The sequence below is a fragment of the Pseudochelatococcus sp. B33 genome (genome assembly GCF_053570585.1).
The window spans coordinates 45,717-67,154 of record NZ_JBSEFH010000028.1 but is presented as its reverse complement, the minus strand read 5'-3'; the positions used below and the strand labels follow the sequence as shown (position 1 = coordinate 67,154).

General features: G+C 63.4%; 17 protein-coding genes and 1 pseudogene. 6 read left to right on the top strand and 12 right to left on the bottom strand.

All coding sequences use genetic code 11. The features are described from left to right. Positions 1 to 135: 135 nt before the first annotated feature. Complete coding sequence (locus tag ACUSIJ_RS24615) at positions 136 to 912, top strand: IclR family transcriptional regulator (RefSeq protein ID WP_449311067.1); 777 nt, start codon at positions 136 to 138, stop codon at positions 910 to 912. 24 nt (positions 913 to 936) lie between these two features. On the opposite strand, the gene ACUSIJ_RS24610 is transcribed toward ACUSIJ_RS24615, so the two are convergent. The 9 genes and pseudogenes from ACUSIJ_RS24610 to ACUSIJ_RS24570 all read right to left on the bottom strand — a co-directional run bounded on the left by ACUSIJ_RS24610 (position 937) and on the right by ACUSIJ_RS24570 (position 12,800). Beyond that, complete coding sequence (locus tag ACUSIJ_RS24610; RefSeq protein WP_449311066.1) at positions 937 to 2,235, bottom strand: NtaA/DmoA family FMN-dependent monooxygenase; 1,299 nt, start codon at positions 2,233 to 2,235, stop codon at positions 937 to 939. Next, positions 2,232 to 3,056, bottom strand: a complete 825-nt coding sequence (locus ACUSIJ_RS24605) for an ABC transporter ATP-binding protein (RefSeq protein ID WP_449311065.1) — start codon at positions 3,054 to 3,056, stop codon at positions 2,232 to 2,234. The genes ACUSIJ_RS24610 and ACUSIJ_RS24605 overlap by 4 nt, the downstream gene beginning before the upstream one ends. A gap of 126 nt (positions 3,057 to 3,182) precedes the next feature. After that, a complete protein-coding gene (locus tag ACUSIJ_RS24600) occupies positions 3,183 to 4,934 on the bottom strand; it encodes an ABC transporter ATP-binding protein (protein ID WP_449311064.1) in 1,752 nt (583 codons plus the stop codon). Next, the gene (locus ACUSIJ_RS24595; RefSeq protein ID WP_449311063.1) at positions 4,931 to 6,676 is read right to left on the bottom strand and encodes an ABC transporter ATP-binding protein; all 1,746 of its coding nucleotides are present in this window, start codon (positions 6,674 to 6,676) and stop codon (positions 4,931 to 4,933) included. Before ACUSIJ_RS24595 ends, ACUSIJ_RS24600 begins: the two co-directional genes overlap by 4 nt. Positions 6,677 to 6,811: 135 nt before the next feature. Continuing rightward, on the bottom strand, positions 6,812 to 8,908 hold the full coding sequence (locus ACUSIJ_RS24590; RefSeq protein ID WP_449311062.1) for a TonB-dependent receptor: 2,097 nt from the start codon (positions 8,906 to 8,908) through the stop codon (positions 6,812 to 6,814). Positions 8,909 to 9,041: 133 nt separating this feature from the next. After that, on the bottom strand, positions 9,042 to 10,286 hold the full coding sequence (locus ACUSIJ_RS24585; protein WP_449311061.1) for a helix-turn-helix transcriptional regulator: 1,245 nt from the start codon (positions 10,284 to 10,286) through the stop codon (positions 9,042 to 9,044). A gap of 113 nt (positions 10,287 to 10,399) precedes the next feature. Beyond that, a pseudogene (locus ACUSIJ_RS24580) lies at positions 10,400 to 10,537 on the bottom strand (transposase); the annotation flags it as partial. A gap of 63 nt (positions 10,538 to 10,600) precedes the next feature. Continuing rightward, complete coding sequence (locus tag ACUSIJ_RS24575; RefSeq protein WP_449311060.1) at positions 10,601 to 11,614, bottom strand: zinc-dependent alcohol dehydrogenase family protein; 1,014 nt, start codon at positions 11,612 to 11,614, stop codon at positions 10,601 to 10,603. Between the two features lies 1 nt (position 11,615). After that, positions 11,616 to 12,800 carry a zinc-binding dehydrogenase gene (locus tag ACUSIJ_RS24570; protein WP_449311074.1) on the bottom strand — a complete coding sequence of 395 codons (1,185 nt, stop codon included), beginning with the start codon at positions 12,798 to 12,800 and terminating at the stop codon, positions 11,616 to 11,618. Between the two features lie 203 nt (positions 12,801 to 13,003). Here ACUSIJ_RS24570 and ACUSIJ_RS24565 point away from each other — a divergent pair, with 203 nt between their 5' ends. From ACUSIJ_RS24565 to ACUSIJ_RS24545, 5 genes are all read left to right on the top strand, one after another. Then, positions 13,004 to 14,044: a LacI family DNA-binding transcriptional regulator gene (locus ACUSIJ_RS24565; RefSeq protein ID WP_449311059.1), complete on the top strand. Its 1,041-nt coding sequence runs from the start codon at positions 13,004 to 13,006 to the stop codon at positions 14,042 to 14,044. 83 nt (positions 14,045 to 14,127) lie between these two features. After that, positions 14,128 to 14,541 carry a GFA family protein gene (locus ACUSIJ_RS24560; protein ID WP_449311058.1) on the top strand — a complete coding sequence of 138 codons (414 nt, stop codon included), beginning with the start codon at positions 14,128 to 14,130 and terminating at the stop codon, positions 14,539 to 14,541. 72 nt (positions 14,542 to 14,613) lie between these two features. Beyond that, positions 14,614 to 15,633, top strand: coding sequence for an alcohol dehydrogenase (locus ACUSIJ_RS24555; protein WP_449311057.1), 1,020 nt, complete (start codon positions 14,614 to 14,616; stop codon positions 15,631 to 15,633). A 48-nt stretch (positions 15,634 to 15,681) separates the two neighbouring features. After that, positions 15,682 to 17,058 carry an aldehyde dehydrogenase family protein gene (locus ACUSIJ_RS24550; protein ID WP_449311056.1) on the top strand — a complete coding sequence of 459 codons (1,377 nt, stop codon included), beginning with the start codon at positions 15,682 to 15,684 and terminating at the stop codon, positions 17,056 to 17,058. Positions 17,059 to 17,215: 157 nt separating this feature from the next. Beyond that, a complete protein-coding gene (locus ACUSIJ_RS24545) occupies positions 17,216 to 18,268 on the top strand; it encodes an FUSC family protein (RefSeq protein WP_449311055.1) in 1,053 nt (350 codons plus the stop codon). A 213-nt stretch (positions 18,269 to 18,481) separates the two neighbouring features. Here the strand turns inward: ACUSIJ_RS24545 and ACUSIJ_RS24540 are convergent, their stop codons facing one another. From ACUSIJ_RS24540 to ACUSIJ_RS24530, 3 genes are all read right to left on the bottom strand, one after another. Further along, the gene (locus ACUSIJ_RS24540; protein ID WP_449311054.1) at positions 18,482 to 18,661 is read right to left on the bottom strand and encodes a hypothetical protein; all 180 of its coding nucleotides are present in this window, start codon (positions 18,659 to 18,661) and stop codon (positions 18,482 to 18,484) included. A 102-nt stretch (positions 18,662 to 18,763) separates the two neighbouring features. Next, positions 18,764 to 20,251 (bottom strand): alkaline phosphatase family protein, encoded by a 1,488-nt coding sequence (locus ACUSIJ_RS24535; RefSeq protein ID WP_449311053.1) that lies wholly within the window; start codon positions 20,249 to 20,251, stop codon positions 18,764 to 18,766. Continuing rightward, the gene (locus tag ACUSIJ_RS24530; protein ID WP_449311052.1) at positions 20,248 to 21,396 is read right to left on the bottom strand and encodes an aminotransferase-like domain-containing protein; all 1,149 of its coding nucleotides are present in this window, start codon (positions 21,394 to 21,396) and stop codon (positions 20,248 to 20,250) included. The genes ACUSIJ_RS24535 and ACUSIJ_RS24530 overlap by 4 nt, the downstream gene beginning before the upstream one ends. Positions 21,397 to 21,438: the final 42 nt, after the last annotated feature.

The following is a 21,438-nucleotide window of genomic DNA, read 5'->3' as shown; positions in this document are numbered from 1 at the left end:
CGTTTTGAGTGACAGGCAACAACTCGCCCCGGGAGGCTTTGCCGGTGGCCATGCTGTTCCAGCCCAACCGTCGGAGGGCGTCATTGTGTTTCCCGCCAGCTTTGGTTTTCCGTTCATCGATGAGGAGTTTCGGCTGTGAAGGCGAATCAGCCCGGTAGCAAGGAACGCGTTCGGGACAAGCGTTCTGCGACCATCCAGTCCGTCTCGATTGCGGCGCGTTTCCTTGAAATACTGGCGAAGGCGGAGGGTTCGATGGCCCTCAACGAGCTCGCCCGGCAGGCTCAGACCGGCCCTTCCACGGCGCACCGCTACATGCAGAGCCTCGTTCGGGAACGGCTGGTGGCGCAGGACGAGGCGACGGGCCGATACGACCTCGGGCCGGCCTCGCTCAGCATCGGCATCCGTGCCATGCGGCGCATCGAGCCGGTGGAAGTCGCCGCCAGGCTGATGAAATCCCTTTCATCCCGGATCGCCGCGAGCTGCGGCGTGGCGGTCTGGACCGAGCGAGGCCCCACGATCGTGCGCTGGTATCGGAGCACGGATTTTTCGATCAGCACCGTCGGCCTCGGCGATGTGCTGCCCCTCGACAACACCGCCTGCGGGCTGGTCTTTCAGGCTTATCTGCCTGAAAAGAGCGTCGTCGCCGCGCGGAAAATGCAGCCGGCGTCCTTCAGGGGGAAGGCGCCGACGGCGAAAATGCTGGAAGCCGTCCGGGAGGCGGGCAGCGCGGAGCTGAACGAACACCTGTTCTCGGCCCTGACCGGCAAGGCGGCACCCGTCTTCAACATCCAGAACGACATCGTCTGCGTGGTCACGACCGTCTCGTTCATGAAGACGGCCGAGGAGGAAGGCCACCGCAAGGCCCTGTTCGAGGCGGGGAGACAGGCGACACGGGACGCCGGCGGCGGCTGATCGCCGCCATTCCGGCTCTTGCCGTCAGCGTATGCGCAGGTGCTCTCGCAAGGTGGAACCCTCGTAGTCCCGCCGAAACAGCCCCCGCTCCACCAGGGCGGGCACCAGTTCGTCGAGGAACAGGGCGAGCGATTCCAGCGAGCCTCCGGGGAGCGCGATGAAGCCGTCGATCGCGCCGGCCTCGTGCCAGGTGACGATGTCGCCCAGCACGTCGTCCACGGTGCCGACGGAAACCCAGTGGGCCGAGCCGACGACTTCCGGCCGCGACAGCAGCTCCTCGACCGTCGGACTGTTGAGCGCGATGAAGCGGCGCAGCAGGTCGGCATGGGTGCGGCTGCGGACGGGCAGGTCGCTCGCCGGGAGCATGTCGGGCGTCACCTGATCGTCGGCCGGCAGGTCGCCGATGTCGAGCCCGAGAATGAACTTCACCGCGTCGCAGCGATGCCGGTGCGTCAGGTGCGCATGCGCCTGCCTGTGCATCTCCCACGCCTCCTCCCGGGTCCGGGCGAGGAAGAAATAGAGCCCCGGCAGGACGCGAACCGCGTCCGGAGACCGTCCGAGCCGTTCCGCGCGGCTTCGGAGGTCGGCACGCAGTTCGATCGCGGCCGCCATGTCGGGCGTTGACGCGAAAGTGGCGTCCGCTACTGAGGCCGCGAATTCTCGCCCGATGTCGGAGGCGCCCGCCTGGAACAGCGGCGGCGGGCCGGCCGGATGTTCCGGCACATTGAGCGGACCGGCCACGCTGAAGAATTCACCCTTGTGACCGATCGGCGCAAAGTCCGCCGTACCGGTGAGCGCGGCGTGAGGATAGCTTTGCCAGAGCCGCCGGACCACCTCGGTGAATTCTGCGGCCTTGCGATAGCGGATGTCAGTCGGCGGCATCGGCGCATCGCCGAAATTCTCCGCCCCCTCGATGGAGGTGACGATGTTCCATCCGGCCCGCCCCTTGCTGATCCAGTGCAGGGACTGGATCTGCCGCGCCACGACATAGGGCGGGTTGAAGGTGGTCGAGGCGGTCGTGACAAGGCCGATCTTCTCGGTGCTCCGTGCGATCGACGCCAGCATGACCGTCAGATCGAGCCCGACGAAGGCGAGCGACGTGGCCGCCATTCCGGGGCGCATCACCAGCGTATCGGGCTTGAAGACGAAATCGAGCTTCGCCTTTTCCGCGGCTTGCGCCAGTCCGACATAGAAGCCGGCCGGGTCCTGCGTCTGCGCCTCGACATCAGCCGGCTCCGGGCGTCTGCCCAGCAGCCATGTCTCCGTGAGGCACAATCCTATATGGAGCTGCTTGCCGACATGAAGCTGCCCGGCCCTGGTCATGCGGTGCGCCTTTCCATTCCGATATCGCGAGTGGGCGCCGCCGCCCTTCCTTTCGGCACGATCAGCGGCGTCCGGGAGACGGGGTCGGGCACGACGACGCACGGCAGATCGAAGACATGCTCGATAAGCGCCGCGGTGACGATGGCCGAAGGGGCGCCTTCGGCCACGATCCCACCGTCCCGCATGGCGATGAGGTGCGAGGCGTAGCGGCACGCCTGGTTGAGGTCGTGGAGGACTGCGACCACGGTACGGCCCTCGCCGTTGAGTTTGGCCAGCAGGTCGAGAAGTTCGATCTGGTGGGCGATGTCGAGGAACGTGGTCGGCTCGTCGAGCAGCAGGATGGGCGTTTCCTGGGCCAGCACCATCGCGATCCAGACCCGCTGGCGCTGCCCGCCGGACAGTTCGTCCACGAACCGGTCCGACAGTTCAAGAACCCCCGTCGCCTCCATCGCCGCGACGACGGCCGTGTCGTCGGCTTTCGACCATTGCCGCAGGAACGATTGATGCGGATAGCGGCCGCGTGCCACGAGGTCGGCGACGGCAATGCCGTCCGGAGCGACGGAACTCTGCGGCAGCAGGGCGACCCGGCGTGCGAACGCGCGGGCAGGGAAGTCGGCGGCGTTCCTGCCGTCCAGCATCACCCTGCCCGCCGCCGGTGCCAGCAGGCGCGACAACGCCCGCAGCAAGGTGGACTTGCCGCAAGCGTTCGGGCCGACGATGACCGTGAAGGAACCGTCGGGAATCGCGACGTTCATATCCGCCGAGATCGTCCGCTCGCCATACCGCAGCGTCACCGACTCGGCACAGAGACGATATTGCATGGTGGAACTCTATCCATGATACGGAAAGCGGGCCAGCTTTTTCGGCTGTTCCGGGACGCGTTCTCGCGCCCGGCGCTCCATAGGACGCGCCCCGGTCTTGCAGGCGCGCAGCACTTGTCCGAAGTTTCAGTTGACGTCGCCGATCACACGTTGCCAGCCCGCGGCCTGTTCCTGCTGCCGCCAGAGTCGCATATAGGCGCCCTCCAGGGAAAGCAGTTCATCATGTGTCCCCAGTTCGGCGACGCGACCGTTCTCGAAGAAGGCGATCTGGTCTGCTCCGGTGACCGTCCAGAGGCGGTGTGCAATGACGATGACGGTCCGGCCGCGTGTCAGCGCGTTCAGCGCCTCCTGGATCAGCCACTCGTTTTCGAGATCAATGCTCGCCGACGCCTCGTCGAGGATGAGGACCGGCGCGTCCTTGAGGATGGCGCGGGCGATTGCGAGGCGTTGACGCTCGCCCCCGGAAAGTGCGACACCGCTGCCTTCGAGCACCGTGTCATAGCCATGCGGCATCGCGACGATGCGATCGTGGATCCGTGCGTTGCGCGCTGCGGCCTCCACCTCCTCGTCGGAGGCCGAGGGCCGGCCGAGACGGATATTGTCCCGCACGCTCATCTCGAACAGGGACACCTCCTGAAGCACCATGCTGACCGTGGCGTTGAGCACCTCAGGGGCCATGTCCCTGATATCGACGCCGCCGATGCGGATCGATCCGGCGCCGACATCCCAAAGGCGTGCGACGAGGCCGGCCAACGTGCTCTTGCCGGAACCTGACGGGCCGACCAGGGCGAGCATGTCGCCTGCCGGAATGGAGATCGAGATATCGCGCAGGGTCGGCTCCGCCTCATGCGAGAACGATACCGCGTCTATATCCAGCGAGGTGCCGCGCGGTTCGCGGGGAGATGCCGGAAAAGGAAGCAGGGGTTGGCCCGCAAACTCCCGAATGGAGGCGAGAGCGCGGCGCGCAAAACGGAATTCGATCAGGAGCATGCCGAGGTCGGACAGTGACGGACACAGCCGCGCGCACAGGACAAGGTTCGCGGCCATGGTCACGACGTCCGTGGCGCCGGCCTGAAAAAGGGCGGCGTTCGCGAGGATGGCGGCGAGCATGGCAAGTGACCATGCGAAACCGAAAGACAGGATCGCGGGCGAAGGCGCCAGTTCGGTCTCCAGCGAGCGCTGTTCGAGTTCGGATACCGCAGCGCGCGCGGCTTCGATGCGCCGGCCGTCGCGATCCATCAGACGGATGTCCTTGATACCCTCGACGATTTCCACGAACCGGTTGGCGACGTCGTTACGCGCCGGGATCACCTTGTCCGTGGCCCGGTCGAGCAGGCGAAGGCTCCAGGGAACGACCCACAGCGAGACCGGGGCAAACAGCGCGACGATAGCGCCAATGCGCCAGTCCACGGCTATCAACAATGCCCACAGCAGGACGGGCAGGCCGAGCGCGGATGACATCTGCCACCACATGTGGGTGATGATGTCCTGATAGAGTGAGAAGCGATCGGTGAAGAGGTCGGCGAGCGTCGCACCGCGACCGCGCCCGATCCGCCCCAGCGACATGCGTCCCAGACGATCGGCGGCGGTGAGCCGCATCCCGGCAATCGTGCCGTAGGTGGCGGTGAAGCTCTCCAGAAGCGCTCTGGCCTTGCAAATCCAGGCGCCGACGAAGGCCGCCGCGAGGGTTGCGCCAACCGCGACGATGTCCGCCATCTGCACCGCGTCCGCGAACACGAGGTGCAAGGTCCAGACGAGTACCGCGTAGGGCAGCGCCTCGAAGAAGGCGCTCGCGGCGCCATAGGCGAGCGCCAGGCGCAGGCCGGCTTCCGGCGGTCCGGCCAGGTCGAAGCCGAGAAGACGGATGATCATGTTCATTCTGTTGCTGCCGCCCGTTCGGGTGCCTCTTGCGCGCGCCTTTTTCGGGCCAGTTTCCATCCCGCCGCCCTTTCATGAGCGTCGTGGAGACGCCGGTAGGTTGGTGAGCGGTGCAACAGTTCATCGTGCTTTCCAATCGCCTCGATCCTGCCCCCTGCAAGGACGACAATGCGGTCCGCCTGACGGACGGAGCCCAGCCTGTGCGCAATCACGATGATGGTCCTGTCCCTGCCCGCGAGCGTGATCGCCTTCTGTATGGCAGCCTCGCTCGCCGCGTCGACGAAGGCAGTCGCCTCGTCGAGAAGGAGGATCGGCGCGTCCTTCAACAGCGCTCGGGCGATTGCGACCCGCTGCTTCTCGCCGCCCGACAGGCGCTGGCCGCGGTCGCTGATCTCAAGCGCGAGGGTGCCGGCCGGACCGCCCGCGATGGCTTCGGCGCTCGCGCCCCGCAACGCATCAGCGACGGCCGAATCTTCGGCCTGCGGGCGCGCGAGCGCGATATTGTCCGCGATCGTGCCGTGAAACAGGAGCGAATCCTGAAACACCGCCGACAGCCGCGATTGCAGCGCGCCGGGCGGCAGCGCCCGCATGTCGACTCCACCAATGGTGACGCGGCCGGAGGAGGGATCATCAAGCCGCAGGAGCAGGCGGGCGAGTGTGGACTTTCCGGCTCCCGAGGGACCGACGACGGCGATCAACTTGCCTTCACCGACCTCGAGGTCGATATCGTGCAGGACCTGCCGGCCGTCCGTATAGGAGAAGCAGACCTTCTCCAGGCGGATAGCATTGTGGGCCGGCTCGGCTTCTTTCCCGCGTTCTTGCCCGCCATCGGGAAGAAGCGGGGTTTCGAGCACGGCACGGATGCGCGCGACGGCGACGGAGGAGCGTGCCACGACCATCGTCGCGAACACCACCTTGCCCAGAGGCGCCGTCAAGGCCGCGCCGAGTGTGGCGGCCAGCACGAACCCGGCTCCATCGATCCTGCCCGCCCGGTAGAGCAGGAGTGCTGCCGGCAGGACAAGCAGCAGATTGGTCGAAAGAACGCTGTTGAAGAGCGAATAGGGGTAGCGGGATTTTCGCGTGATCAGGATGGCGAGATCGCGCAGTTCGTTGATGGCGGCCCGCACGTTGTCCAGCGTGCTGGCCTGCCGGTTGAAGGCGCGCAGCGTGGCGATTCCCCGAACATAGGATAGAAGCGCCGTATTGGCCTTGGCCTCGGCTGCGTTCCATTGCTCGAAAAGCGCTGCACGGCCGCCATAAGTCCACATCTGCGCCGCCACCGCCATCGGCAGCAGGGCAAGGGCTGCCAGAAGCAGGCGCCAGTCCACGATTGCAAGCACGATTCCACCGGCCAGTGTCGCGGCAAGACCTGCCGCCATGTCGGGCAGCACATGGGCGAGCAGCCCCTCCAGCCTGTCCACATCACTGAGCGCTGTCTTTTTCAGTTCTCCTGCACGACCTTCGATTCGGCTGACGGGCGCGCCGCAGACGCGATCGAGCAATCGCAGCCGCAAGTCGCGCTGGACCGCGAAGGCCGCCTTGTGGCCCAGAAGCGTCGAGATCGCCGCAAGGCCGAGATGGGCGGCGGTTGCGATGAGACCGGCAAGCGCGATCGTGGCAACACCGGCAACTGTTACGCTCCCGCCGGATGCAGACGCAACAATCCCGTAGATGACGAGAAACGGCGCAAGCCCGAGCACGCCCGACAATGCCGCCGCTGCAAGCGATCCAAAGAACGGCATCCGATAAGGCGCCGCAAAACGATGGATGAATGCGATCGGGCTTTCCGGGAGTTCCGGTTCCGGTGTTTTCTCATGGGGCCGCTTCGCCATCGTCAGATTACCTGGTAGACGTCGCCGGATCGAATGGGCCTCATCCTAGAACGTCGCTCTGGCGAGAATCCCGAAGGTCTGTGGCGTTCCGGGGATGGCCATCACCTGGCCGGAATAGACGGCTGCACGGACGCGGTGTTCCTGATCGAACAGGTTCTGTGCGAACGCACTGATGCCCCAGTGCTCGTTTTCTACCCCGATGCGAAGATTGACGATGCCGTAGCCGGGCTCCCGGATCTCGTTCGCGGTATCCCAATAGAACGCGGAGCGCCAGTTGTAGTCCGCCCGGGCGACCAGATCGAGATTGTCGGTCAGCGGCCGTGTGTATTCCGCGCTCAGGCTCGCGGTAAACCTGGATGCAAAGGGCTGCCAGTTGCCGCTCTCGTCGGTGCCCGACAAAGCGTTCGGATAGTCCACGAACTTCGCGTCGAGCAATCCCACACCGGCATAGAGACGCAGTCCTCGCGCCACTTCAGCGCCGATCTCCGCCTCGGCGCCGTAGCTGCGCGACTTCGGTGCATTGCCGATGAAGACCCTGTTGTTGTCGAAGCTGTAGACCTGCTGGTCGCGCCAGTCGAAATAGAAGGCCGAGACGGCGTAGGAGACGCGGCCGTCCAGCGCTTCGCCCTTCAGGCCGATTTCATAATTGATCGCGCTTTCGGCATCGTAGGCGATCGCCGCATCCGGCGCGAAGGAGATGTTGAACCCCTTCGGCTTGTAGCCGCGCGCGATGGTGCCGTAGAGCTTGAGCCCGTCGGTGATTGCGTAGGTCAAGCCGATGCGTGGAGAAATGTCCCATCCCTGAACACTCTGGCTGGTCTGGATCGATGGCGCGAGGAACGCGAAGTTACCCAGGCTCGACCTGTGGTCGTAGTCGATCGACTTCCGGTCGTAGCTTATTCGCGCGCCACCGATCAGGTCGAGCCTGTCCGTGAGATGCCAGGTGAGATCGCCGAACAGCGATGCGGTGAGGGATTCCACGTCGGAATGGGTGCCCTCGCGATAGTTTGCGGGAAGCGCCGGCTGTCCCGGAAACAGGAGGTCCGGTGGAAGAGGGGGATAGAAGCCGGCATACTCGAAGCGCTTGTCCTTCGACGACAGCAGGAAGGCGCCTGCAGTCCAATCGAAGCGTTCCGTCTCGCCGCTGGCGCGCACCTCCTGCGTGAATTGACCGTAATCGCGCTCATAGCCGGCATTCTGAAGCGCAGTCGGCATGAAGTTTCCGCCGTCACCAGCAGCATTCGCGCCACGCCAGGCGGTGACGCTCACGACTTTTCCGAAATCGAGCTGCCATGTCGACTTGAGGAAAGCTCCGTAGTTCTCGGTTTCATCGCGATTGGGAACGGCATGATCGACACCGTATTTCCACACGGTGTCGAAAGGGCCGTATCCGTATTTGCGGCCCTTGTCTTTCGCGTAGTCACCGCCGAACTCGACCTCCCAGTTGTCGGACGGGCGAAACAGGAATTTCCCCCGACCGCCGAAATTGTCGGGATTCATGAAGTCCGGACCGCCCTGGGCGTTGCGCACCCACCCGTCGCCGCGGTCGCCGTAGAGCGCAACGCGGGCTGCCGCGTCGTCGCCGATCGCCAGGTTCGCGACCGCACTGCCGAAGACAAGCCCGTCGGTACCCGCTCCTGCCTGGATCGTCGCCGAATTGACGCCAAGCTCGGGTGATGCGGTGCGCATGTTCACGGCGCCGCCGACCGCATTGCGGCCGTAGAGCGTGCCTTGCGGCCCGCGCAGAATCTCGATCTGCTGCAGGTCGCCCATGCGCATGTTGAAACCGTTGTCGTTGCCCACGTAGACGTCATCGATATAGACGCCGACACTCGGATCGGCGCCGAATGCCGTCGTTGAGACACCACGGATCGAAAGGCTCGACGCGTCGTTGCCGCCGCGCTGGCTGGTCAGGCTGGCGTTGGGCGTCGCGGCAAAGGCATCCTCCAGCCGCTTGACGATCCGGCGTTCGAGCTCTTCTTGCGAAAACACCCGGAGGCTGACCGGAACATCCATGGCTGCCTGCTCGCGGCGCTGCGCGGTGACGGTGATCGTTTCCAGGACGATACCTTCGTCGGAGGCTTCCTGGGCAGCGGCGACGGGCACCAGGACAACGGAAGTGAACAGAACAGCAGTATGCATGCGCAGCGTCATGAGCATATCCAGATCGGGAAGGCAGCCGGAGAGGAGATCTCCGGCCATCTTGCCCGACTGTCTGGCCACGCGCACGGAAGGCGACTTATGAAATCAGCTCAAAAACGTATGAGAAGCAGCGTCAGCGACGAACATCGCGCGGCGATACGGCGAACCGGCGCTTGAAGGCCGCGGAGAAATTGGCCGGATGGGAATAGCCGATCCGGTAAGCCACCTGGGAAACGCTCATGCCCTCTTCGAGCAGACGCTTGCCTGTCAGAAGCCGTTGCTCGTTGGCGAAGCCGCCGATGCAGGTCTGGAAAGCCAGAAAGAAATCGCGCTTCAGCTTGCTGGCGCTGACGCCATATTCCGTGGCGAGGCGACCAAGTGAGCCGACATCTTCGGGATGCGTCTCCAGGAATTCCCGAATGGCATATATCCGTTCGCGATCGGCAGGCGACAGCCGTTCGGGTTTAGGCTTCGCGTGGAATGATCCTGCCAGTTCCGCAAGAAGGTCCAACGCCGCCGCTTCCATTCGCAGTGCGGTCAGCGCCCCACCCGAGCGTATGGCCAGCACCCTCTCGGCAACCTGCCGGATTCTCGGATCGAGAATGCCGTGTCGGCTGCGCAAAGGCTTCCGCATGGCTTCGCGCAGACGATCGAACTCGGGATCGTCCCGGAACCGGCTTGACCTCTCGAACCAGTCGGGTGTGACGACGACCTCGACGTTGCGCAGGCGTTCCGCGCCATGGAAGGTCGAAGCAACGTTGCGCCGTTCATTGTTGGAGATCGCGAGCATCCCGTTCGGATGCAACTCTTCGATACCGCGGGTCTGAGGGGAGATTTTCCCTTCGAGAAGGACACTCAACGCCGCGAAAGGGAAGGCCTCGGAATCGTAAGTCATCCCCTTGCGCAGCGGCATATCGGTACGGCCGAGAAAGAGGCCCGGTTCGATCTCCACAAGACAGTTGCCCGTCTGCGGGAGGCTGAAGTCAACCCGCCCCGCGGAAACGTCATTTAATGATACCATCCCGAGTTGCGCCATCTGCAAGAACCCCGATCCCCGTATGATCCATGAGTGAAGCATAACAGCCATGCCGATATTTTCCATGGCGCTCGCGGAAATCCCTCGCTTCTGGCATGCGCTCTTGCGTTTCGACCTGCCAGATCCACAAGCCGCCTGAATGTCGGACATTCCAGAGGGATCGGAGCCGGACAATCCGCTTCCTAATTCGCTTCTGGAGCGGATCAAGGTTGCGGCGGGCAAGCGCGACGTTCCCTGCCAGCGGAAAGATCGACGCATCGCATCAAAATGGCCGGTCACACCATTGAGTGGCCGGCCATGGAGGGCATCTGGCAACAATAGCCGCTGTGCAGCTTTCGGCAAAAGAGCAATATCCAGGCACGCGCGGTCGACGTCCTGTCAGCTACGACGACATGAGCATGACGGAGCGTCTGGCGAAAGGGATTCGAACGAGTTGAAGAGGCCAGGTAGTGGTCTCATTTAAGCCCTTGCGTTGCAAGAGCGACGAGGGCGATTGCTGCGAGATAGTTGACGGCAAGGCGGTCGTATCTTGTTGCGATGCGCTGCCAGTTCTTGAGCCTGCCGAACATGCGTTCGATGATGTTGCGTCGTCTGCAGGCGGCTCGGTTGAGTGGATAGGCGACGTCACGGCTTGCGCGTCCTGATGCTCGATGAGCTCAGAGTGTGATCACGATCTTTCCGACCTGCTGGCCCTTTTCCATGTAGCGGTGCGCGTCCGCGATCTGGGCGAACGGGAACGTACGGTCGATGCGCGGCTTCAACTGGCCGCTGTCGAGCTTCTCATAGACGTAGCGCTCGGCGTTCTTGAGCGCCTCCGGATCACCGGTGATCGAGAACATCGTGTAGCCCATCATCCTGAAGGGCTTGCCTTGCGCGCCCTGACCCCAGGCTTCGTAGATCGGGAACGGCGTCGGCTCGGGAGCCAGGTTGCCGTAGATCATGATAAGCCCGTCTCGAGCCGTAGCCTTGGCGAGTTCGAGGATGCCCGAACCGGCAACGGCGTCGAACACGATCTTCGCACCGCCCTTCGTGATTTCCAGAATCCGCGCGGCGATATCTTTCTCTTCGTCGGTCACGATCACATGGTCAGCGCCGGCGGCAAGGAGTTCGTCTCGCTTGTCGGCGCCACGCGTGGTCGCAATCACGATGCCACCCTCGGCCTTGACGATCTGCGTCGCGGCGATACCGATCGAGCTGGTCGCCGCGGTCAGGACGACATAGTCGCCCCTGGCGACGCGCCCATTATGTACGATCGCGCCATAGGTGGTGATGTACTGCATCCAGATGCTGGTGCCCTGCTCGAAGGACAGATGCTCCGGGTAAGCTGCGAGCGCGCCGGCGGGCACAATCGCCACTTCGCCATAGACGCCATACTGATTCAGCGGAAAGGCCGGCACCGTCGAGCGCACCTTTCCGACGAGATCGGCATCGACGCCCGGGCCGACGGCCTCGACGATGCCCGCCGCCTCATAGCCGAGCTTCGACGGCAGGTTTGGCTCCAGAAAATACTGCCCCTCGCGGAACATCACCTCGGCCCGGTTGAGGCCGATCGCCTTGACATGAAGGCGCACCTCGCCGGGACCGGGCTCCGGCAGCGGAAGCTCGTCGATGCGCAACACGTCCGCGCTGCCCGTTTCATGGAAGCGCACGATTTTCACCAGTTCAGACATCTTAATTCTCCATGCCGAAGACGGGGCCATGCTCGCGTGATGGATTGCTTGGGAGCCGCCAGCCTCGGCTCGGGTCGATCAGGAATTTCTCGCCCGTTGCCTTGCGTTCGAAAGCCCGCAGCACGTCGGGCTGCAGAACTTCTGCGAGGCCGATGGTGCGGGTGTAATGGCTGGCGAAAGTCGTCGTGAGTTCATCCACCACGCGCTGACGGAGCCGTTCCAGCGCGGAGGCATCGATCCTGCGCAGGTAGTGGAACAGCAACCAGGCCGACACGCCCCATGCGTAGCCGAAGGTGGCGCGATTCAGCATGGTCGGCGCGTTATCGAGGCTGCCATAGACATAAAGCTGCTTGAAGACGGTCGAGCCGTACCGATCATAAGCCGGCATCTTCTGGACGGCCGCGCGCTCCATCGCCTGCAGGATGTCGCTGCCGAGCGTGCCGCCGCCGATCGCGTCGAAGGCAATGGTCGCGTCGGTCTCGGCGATCGCGTCGGTCAAGCGGGGGATGAAATCGTCGTCCTTGCTGTTCAGCACGTGGGTCGCGCCGATCCCGCGCAGCAGGGCGGCCTGCTCTTCGGAACGCACGATATTGACGAGCGGTATCCCGTCGACGAGGCAAATCCGCTGCAGCATCTGGCCGAGATTGGATGCGGCCGGGGTGTGAACGATCGCCTTGTGACCTTCGCGGCGGGCGGTCTCCACGAAGCCGAGCGCCGTAAGGGGATTGATGAACATGGAGGCGCCATCGGCGGCGCTGGCCCCTTCGGGGAGCTGGATGACGTCTGCGGCGCGGATGCGGCGATAGTCGGCATACATGGCTCCACCGAACATGCCGACGCGCTTGCCAAGGAGCGAGGTCGCGTTCCTACCAGCCGCCACGACCGTGCCCGCGCCTTCGTTGCCAACGGCCAGCGGTTGGCCAAGCCGTGCCTTGACGGCGCCCAGACGTGCTTCCGGCACCGTGAGCGTCAGCTCCGGCTCTGCGGTGCTTCCGGACACGACGATGTCGGAGACATCCGCAGGGCCCAGCAGCAGACCGATATCGCTCGGATTGATCGGAGTCGCCTCGACGCGGACGATGATCTCGTCATCGCCCGGATCGTCTTGCTCGACGTTCTGAATCGACAGGACCAGCTTGCCGCTCCTGTCGATGGTTGACCGTAATTCGCGCCCAGCCCAACTCATGTTCCACCTCATTGTTCCGAATTCCGCGCATATGGTCTTCGCGCCCAACCTTATAAACAGCCGCAAAAGCGACACTCTGTCTCCCGAGCCGCTACAATCGACCCCGCCGACTCGAATGTGGCTTGCCACATCGAAAACGATTTCGATAATGTATATGACGATGGCGATGAATGCCAAGGCGCGTTGGCCGTAACGGGACTCGGATGAAGCAACGGATCAATATCGTCGGACTCGCGCAGCATCTCGGGCTGTCAGTGTCGACGGTTTCCAAGGCCCTTAACGACCGCGCGGATGTGAGCGATGCGACGCGGAAGCGGGTGCGAGAAGCCGCAGACGAGTTCGGATTTTCACCCGATCCGGCGGGCAGACGTTTGCGCCGGCAGGCATCCGAAGTCATCGGGTTCGTGCTTTCTCCTCCGCAAAGCCATTTCGCGCAACCGCTCTTCCTGGATTTACTGATGGGGATCGACCAGGCGCTGGAGCAAACGTCCTTTCAGCTCGTGATCGTCACGGCGCGAACGCTCGAGACAGAACTGGAGAGCTTCCGCCGTCTCGTCGAGAAGCAGCGTGTGGATGCGGTGCTGTTCGGCCGCACGCGGCGCGACGATGCCCGGATCCGTTACCTTCAGGATCGAAAGGTCCCCTTCGTCGCGCTGGGCCGGAGCGAGACGGGCACCTCTTTCCCGTTCGTGGACATAGACAGGACCGTTGCCGGCAGAAACGGCACCGCGCGGTTCGTCGGACTGGGCCATCGGCGCATCGGCCTGCTCAGCACGCCAGATTATCTCATGCTGAGCCACTATCTGCAGGAAGGCTATCGGGCTGCGCTCGCCGCGGCGGACCTGCCATTCGATCCGAAACTCGTCGTCGAGGCCGAGTTCAGCGAGGAGGGTGGCCTCAACGGCGCCCGGCGTCTCTTGGCCCTCAAGAACCCGCCCACCGCGATCATGTGCGGCCATGATCTCATCGCCACCGGCGCGATGCAGGCGATCGCCGAAACCGGCAGGCGTCCGGGGGCGGACCTCGCGATCATCGGCTGCGACAACCATCCGCTCGGACCCTATCTCAACCCGCCTCTGACCACCTTTTCCGCGCCGACATTCGATGCGGGTCGCAGGATGGTCGAACTGCTCCTGGCTTCCATGGACGGTCGTTGTCCCGAGGGATTGCAGGAAGTCTGGTCGCCGGAGTTGATTCTACGTTCTTCCCATGGCGCCACTTTAGAGGCGGCTCGACAGGCCTGACGATCTCGACCTCTCTTGACTCTGCGGCTGTCGAGACATAATTTACGAAAACGTTTTCGATAGTCCGTAGTGAGGAAGAGATCGTGCGGGATCAGGAAGGCGGATGTTTGTGCGGAGCCGTGCGTTACACCCTGAAGGGTAAGCCGCAGGCGACCGTGATTTGTCATTGCACGCATTGCCAGAAGCAGAGTGGCAGCGCGTTCTCGGTCAACCTTCTCATGCCGGAAGGCGACTTCGAGCCGCGCGGTGAGACCGCCTTCTTCGTCGACCACGGCGACAGCGGCTTGCCCTCCTACCGGCACTTCTGCCCGAAATGCGGCTCTCCGATCTTCACCAAGGCCGAAAACATGCCCTCGGTGGCGATCGTGAAGGCCGGCACGCTCGACAGCGTGGAAGCCGTTCATCCGCAGGTCGAAATCTACACGGATCACGCGGTTGGTTGGTTCACGCCGGTCGAAGGCGCGGCCCGATTCGATCAAGCCCCGCCGAACCCCTAAGTGAGACTGACAGGGCCGGATACCTCCGGCTTTGATCGAAATCGATTTCGCTAGCCAGGCAAGGAGGAGCAAATGCGAACGATGCAGGTTGTGCAGGTGACATCCGCCGGCGGACCGCTCGAACTTGTTGAGCGCGACATGCCCGAACCGGGTCAAGGTCATGTTCGGATCAAGGTGCAGGCCTGCGGGATTTGCCACAGCGACTCCCTCACCAAGGAGGGCCAGTGGCCGGGCCTGGAATATCCGCGCGTGCCCGGCCACGAGATCGCCGGGGTGATCGACAAGGTCGGCTCCGGCGTCGAAGGCTGGCCGGTCGGCCAGCGCGTCGGCGTCGGCTGGCATGGTGGCCATTGCGGCCATTGCGAGAACTGCCGGCACGGCGATTTCGTCCTCTGCCAATCTCTGCGCGTGCCGGGCATCAGCTATGACGGAGGCTACGCCGAGTACATGGTAGCGCCGCAGGAGGCGCTGGTCCGCATCCCCGACGATCTGTCGGATGCCGATGCCGCTCCCCTTCTCTGTGCAGGCATCACCACCTTCAACGCGCTCCGCGAGAGCGGGGCTCGCGCGGGCGACACCGTCGCGATTCTTGGCGTCGGGGGCCTGGGCCATCTCGGCGTCCAGTTCGCGCACAAGATGGGCTTCAGGACGGTGGCGATCGCGCGCGGCCAGGAGATGGCGGCGCTCGCGGAGCAACTCGGGGCCCATCACTACATCGACTCCCGCGCGCAAGATGTCGCCGAGTCCCTGACGGCGCTGGGCGGCGCGCGCGTGATCCTCGCGACCGCTCCCAGCGCCAAAGCCATGAGCGCCGCGATCGGCGGGCTCGGCATCGACGGCAAGATGATCATGGTGGGTTGGGCCGAGGAACCGGTCGAAGTCCCGATCCCGCAATTCGTGATGCGTCGGAATTCCATCCAGGGCTGGCCGTCCGGCACGGCGGCGGACTCGCAGGAAACGCTCGCGTTCAGCGTCCTGTCGGACGTGCGGCCGATGATCCAGGAATTCCCGCTCTCCCAGGCCGCCGAAGCCTACAACCGGGTGATGGCCAGCAAGGTCCGGTTCCGGGCCGTGCTCAGGCCTGGGCAATAACAATTCCACCTAATCGCGGAGCACTCCCCCTCGACTAAGGAGCAGATCATGGGCTTTCAGACGATCAATCCGACAACCGGCGAAGCTGGCCCGGAATTTCCATATCTTTCTGACAAGGAGGTCTTCGCGGCCTTGGAGACGGCGGATCGCTGCTTCCACGATGATTGGCGCAAGCGTCCGGTTGCCGAGCGCGCGCGCATCGTCGGCCGTGCCGCCGAAATCCTGCGCGAGAAGCGGGATGAATATCAGGGCTATCTCACCCTCGAAATGGGCAAGGTCACCCGCTTCGGCTACATGGAAGTCGATCTCGCTGCCGACATTCTTGCCTATTACGCCAAGAACGCCGAGCAGTTCCTGGCACCGAAACCGCTGCCCGATGCGCCTGGAGCCACCGTCTTCGCCGAGCCGACCGGCGTGATCCTCGCGATCGAGCCGTGGAACTTTCCCTACTACCAGCTCGCGCGCGTCGCCGGTCCGCAGCTCGTCGCAGGCAATGTGGTGCTGATGAAGCATGCTAGCAATGTGCCGCAGTGCGCACTCGCCTTCGCGCGACTGTTCGAGGAGGCCGGCGCTCCGATCGGGGCCTACACCAACCTGTTCTGCAGCGTGGAGCAGGTCGCCAACCTGATCGAGGACTTCCGTGTGCGCGGCGTCGCGCTCACCGGCAGTGAACGAGCCGGCATCTCCGTTGGCGAGCGCGCGGGGCGCAATCTGAAGAAGGTGATCCTTGAGCTCGGGAGCAGCGATCCCGCCCTCATCCTTCCCGGTGCGCCGCTCGATCATGCGGCCGAACAGGTCGTCATGGGCCGGACGTTCAATTCGGGCCAGGGCTGCGTGAACATCAAGCGCGTCATCGTGGTCGGCAAGGAGCGCGGAGCTCAGATGCTCGCTGCCCTCAAGGAGAAGTTCGCGGTCATCAAGGTCGGCGATCCCACCGACGAGGAGACCAATATCGGTCCGGTTGTGAGCGAAACCGCGCTGGAGACGCTGCTGAAGCAGATCGACAACGCGACCGCCGCGGGTGCCGAGATCGTCTTCGGCGGCAAGCGCGTCGACCGGCCCGGCTTCTTCCTCGAGCCGACGATCATTACCAACATCTCGACCGACAATCCACTGTTCAATCAAGAGGCCTTCGGCCCGGTTCTGTCCTTCTATGTCGTCGACAGCGAGGAAGAAGCGATCAAGCTCGCCAATGCGACGAAGTTCGGGCTTGGCGGCTATGTCTTCGATGCCGACATCAAGCACGCCCAGGAGGTCGCGGCGCAGATCGAGTCCGGCATGGTGTATATCAACACCTGCTTCATGGATGCGCCGGAAACGCCCTTCGGCGGCGTCAAGAATTCCGGCTTCGGTCGCGAGTTGTCGGAATTGGGCATTGGCGAATTCCTGAACCACAAGCTGATCAAGGTCACCGAGATCGGTTGAGACCGGTGAACCGGTAAACCTACGCACCCGCCCAGGGACGCCGCGCGGCAGCCTTGGCGGGCGCGGCTTTCTTCATCACCAAGTCGGCAGTCGCCTCTCATCTCCAAGTACGGGAACAGTCCGACGAGTTGGTCCTCATCAGCGATTTCGTATGCAAATGTTCCAATGGCAGTCGCTGGCTGACTTCGCGCGTAAAGAGATCGGGGCGCTGATCGCAGTTCAGCGAAACGACCGAGCCTGGCAGTTCCCGCTTGCGGCGGCCGCGGCATGTGGAATGCCCATGGCGCTCGGGGCTCTTCTGGAATTGCCCACATTTGGCGCGCTCGGCGCGGTCGCAGGGCTGTCGTTCCTGTACACGCCGCTGGCCGGTTCGCGGCATGCCATAGCGATCGTCCTGGCGTCGGCGCTTGCCATGACCGCAAGCTACGCGCTTGGTCTGGCCGGAAGCATCGCACCTGCAGCTGCGCCCATCCTGATAGGCTGTGTCGCTGCCGCCGGGTTTCGGTTTTGCCAGTTCAACCGGCTCGCACCGCCGGGGCCGCTGTTCATGGTCATCGCCGCCGCCATCGGCGCCTTCTCGCCAGTCGATGCGCCCACCGCAGCTGTATCCCTCGGTCAGTTCGTCATCGGCTGCGTCTGGTCATGCGCGGTCTCGGTCATCTACCTCGCCGTCATCTCCCGGCCTGCGTCGCAGCAGCCGCAACCCGCCGTACCGCACACGACGAATGGGGTGACAAGTTCGATCCTGACAGGTCTGTTCGTCGGCTCGTCCGTCGCGGTGGCCGCAATGCTCGATCTTCAGAAGCCATATTGGGCGGCGGTGACTTGCGTGGCGGTGATGCAGGGCACCACGCTTAGAGCCTCGCTGAGCCGCAATATTCACCGCGTCTCGGGGACGTTCATCGGCCTGGGAGTGACCGGACTCTTGGCGCCGATCCTCACGACGAGCTGGTCGATCGCGGCGGCTATCGCAGTTCTGACATTCCTCGTCGAGGCGACGATCGTTCGGCACTATGCATTCGCAGCTATCTTCTTCACGCCGCTGGCCATTCTGCTCGCCGAAAGTAGCAACTCGGTCACGATGAATACCGGCGCTTTGATGCAGGCCCGACTTATCGACACGATCGTCGGTGCGTTGATCGGCTTGCTGGGCGCGGTCTGCATGCATTCCTGTCAGAGGCGCGACCGTCGCCGAAAGGATCAGCTCTAGTCATGGTTTATCCATCGCGACGCAGGCGGCGGTGCGGTCCGTCGCCTCCTTCCTATGCAGGTTTGCCAGCAGTTCTCGCAGGCCCGATCGGCGGGCGTCTGTTTGCTGGAGGGGGCGACGATGCCAGACAGCCCGCACTGCCAGGTCACAACGCCACCCTGTGCATCGAGAAGCCCGACGTCACCCACCGAAGGCGACCGCAAACGCGCTGCGTCATGGGATGTCGATGTGCTCGCCAACGGCGCCAGCATTATCGAAGGCGGCGCAATCATCGATATTCCGGATGAGAACATCCGGCGGCAGTTCGATGTCAACGTCTTTGGCCCCGTCCAGCTCACCCAGGGGGATAGCCCGCAAGATGGTGGCGCGACGCAGCGGCAAGATCATCTTCATGTCGTCGGTCGTTGCATCCTCTCCGGTGCGTTCGTCGGCGCCTATGGCGCGGCATATGCCACAGCGGCAAGGAAGGTGGCTGCTTGGCGACAAATGAGGAAGCTATCCTTCTGCCGTTCCACTTTCGATATAAGCCGTCGCTCCAACGTGAACGCGCCGAAGAACCTGTTTGAAGTTGCCAAGCTTCGCCTCGAAAGTCTCGCTGCGAATGGCCGGTTCGGCTTCTGATCTCCCTTCCAGAACTTCACGCAGAATGCGCCCTGTCATGCTTTCCGGTTGGGCAATGCCAAGCAGATGCAGAATGGTCGGTGCCAAGTCGCAGATCCCCGTCGGCACCGTCGAGACTGATCCGGCAGCCGAGAAAAGTGAACCGGCGACGATGCCGACGGCGGCCAGTTCCTTCGGGTGCAGCCCACCATGCACGCCGAGGCCGCTGCGTCGCCCGTTGTCGTAGAACGTGCCCCCGACAAGTCCGAAAGGATCGGTGCCGTCATCCGCCCGGAAGGAGAATGAAACATCCGGCGCGCGGGTATGGTCCGCAAAGACGAGGTGATTGCCGAGGCTGCCGGGAGCGATGCCTTCGACTCCATTCTTTGCGCGCGTGAAAACCGGCCCGCACCAAGGTTGACTGGTGATCGCTGCGACGAGGCCGGTGATCTTTTGCTCGTCAGTCGGGTCTGCGCAATAGAGCGCGCCGACCTGTCCGGGCACCACCACGACATCGACGTCCGGCGCCGGCGCTGTACCCGGGCGAAATCCGATCTCGCGCAGGCTGTCGATCACCGAAACGCGCGTATGGGCGGTGATATGCCCGTGATCCGAGACCACGATGATCTGGACACCATCGGCGCGGCCTTCCGCTTCCCACCAGTCGAGCACACGGCCGAACTGCCGATCACAATGAGCGATGATGCTGCGCGTCGTCTCAGATCCGGTGCCGTGGAAATGCGATGTGATGTCGGGCTCGCCATAGGAGAGGATCGCGACGTCGGGCCGGTATTTGGGCCAGATCACATCGAGAAAAGCCGAGGTGATCCAGTCCTGTCCGGCAGTATCAGGCTCCGTCTTCGGAGGCTCCGGAGGCAACGGCCCCACGCGAGCCTCCGCCTCTGCCAGCACCTCATCCGGCGCGCAAGCTTCGCGGAAATGGCCGGAGAGCCGGACATGCCCGAGATCCTCGGCCTTGTGATGGAAGAAGCGTGTGGTGCCCGGGGAGTTGGTGGCCAGGACGGCAAGGCTTCGACCCGCCGAGGCTAGGATTTCGCCGAGCGTGGACGCAGACATCAGCCGCCCGCCGCTTTCCAGATCGAGCTGGCGCAGGAGGACGGCGTCGGCGGTGTCGATGTAGCGCGGCGGCATCACGGAGCGATCGACATACTTGTTGCCGACCATGCCGTGGCGGCTGGTGGTCGTGCCGGTGACAAGGCTCGGAAAGGCTGAGCGGGTTTCGCTCGGATAGACCGTGCGATGCTCCGATAGCGTTGCTCCCAGAGATTGTAGACGGCAGAGGTTTGGCGTCAGTTCCAGGCAAATTAGGTCAGGGCGAAGGCCGTCGAAACTGACGATGAGGAAACGTGTGCTCTCGCTCATCGGTCTGCCGTCGCTCTTGAATGGGCCTCTGAGGCGGATGCAAGCAAGTCGCCGATAACAGCCATTGCGGATTCCAGTTCGTCGCGGGTGTCAGGGCTGCCGACAACGATCCGCACGGCATTGGGCGATTGGCCGGGATCAGTTGAGAACAGGCGCCCCGGGCGAATGATGACGTTTCGATCCGCGCACCGTGCCACAAGCATGTCCTGATCGATCACGCGGTCGAGATTGATCCAAAGGAATAATGCGTCGGCGAGGCTGCGGTACTCCATCCCCGCCAAATATTTCCGCGCAATGTTTTGTCTCAAGCTCGCTTCCTGACGAACGCTCTCGACAAACGTACCCATGGTTCCGTTGTCCAGCCATAATCCTATCAACTCGGCTGATAGCGGCGCACAGAACCAGGATGACATGCCGTAGAACCGATCGAGCGTCGCCTGCGCGGCGTCTGCGGAGGGCGCGACGAGATAGCCAATCCGACCACCTGGTCCCAGGCATTTTGCAAAGCTGGTGATGTGCCAGGTTACATCAGGAGCGATCGCCGCCAGCGGAGGCGGTACATCGGTCGGCAAAACGCCATAGACATCGTCCTCCACCAGGGCAACGCCATACTTGCGCGCAATGTCAGCCAGCTGCTGTCGGCGCTCGAACGACATGACGCCGGTTGTTGGGTTATGCACCGTCGGCATGAGAAAGAGTGCTCTGGGTTTGAACGCCAGGCATGCCTTATCGAAAGCATCCGGCAGGGCCCCCTCTTCGTCCATTTCGATGCTCTCGGATCGGATATTCTGTAACTGAGCCTGTTTGCGGAAACCGTGATAGCTCAGCGTTTCCAGCAGCACCGTGTCTCCCGGTCTGGCGACGGAGGCGAGCGCCATAACCATGGAATTTTGTGCGCCATTGGTCAGGATGATCCGCCGAGGATCGATCGAGGTGCGGAAACGCGGCTCGAGCCAAGCGGCAGCTCGGGCTTTATCCTGCTCCGTTCCGCCAAACCGATGAGTGCGGATAATTTTGTTGATATTTCCCAACTGGGAGAGTGTTTGCAGACTGTCCCTCAAAATGGCGTCCAGATTCGCAGGCGCCGGAGGCGTGGAGCGTTCAAGACTTATGGGCGCTTGTGGAATTTGAACGTCTAATGGCATTCGCTTCTCCTCGCGTTCTCTTGATCCTTGGCAGAGGCCCAA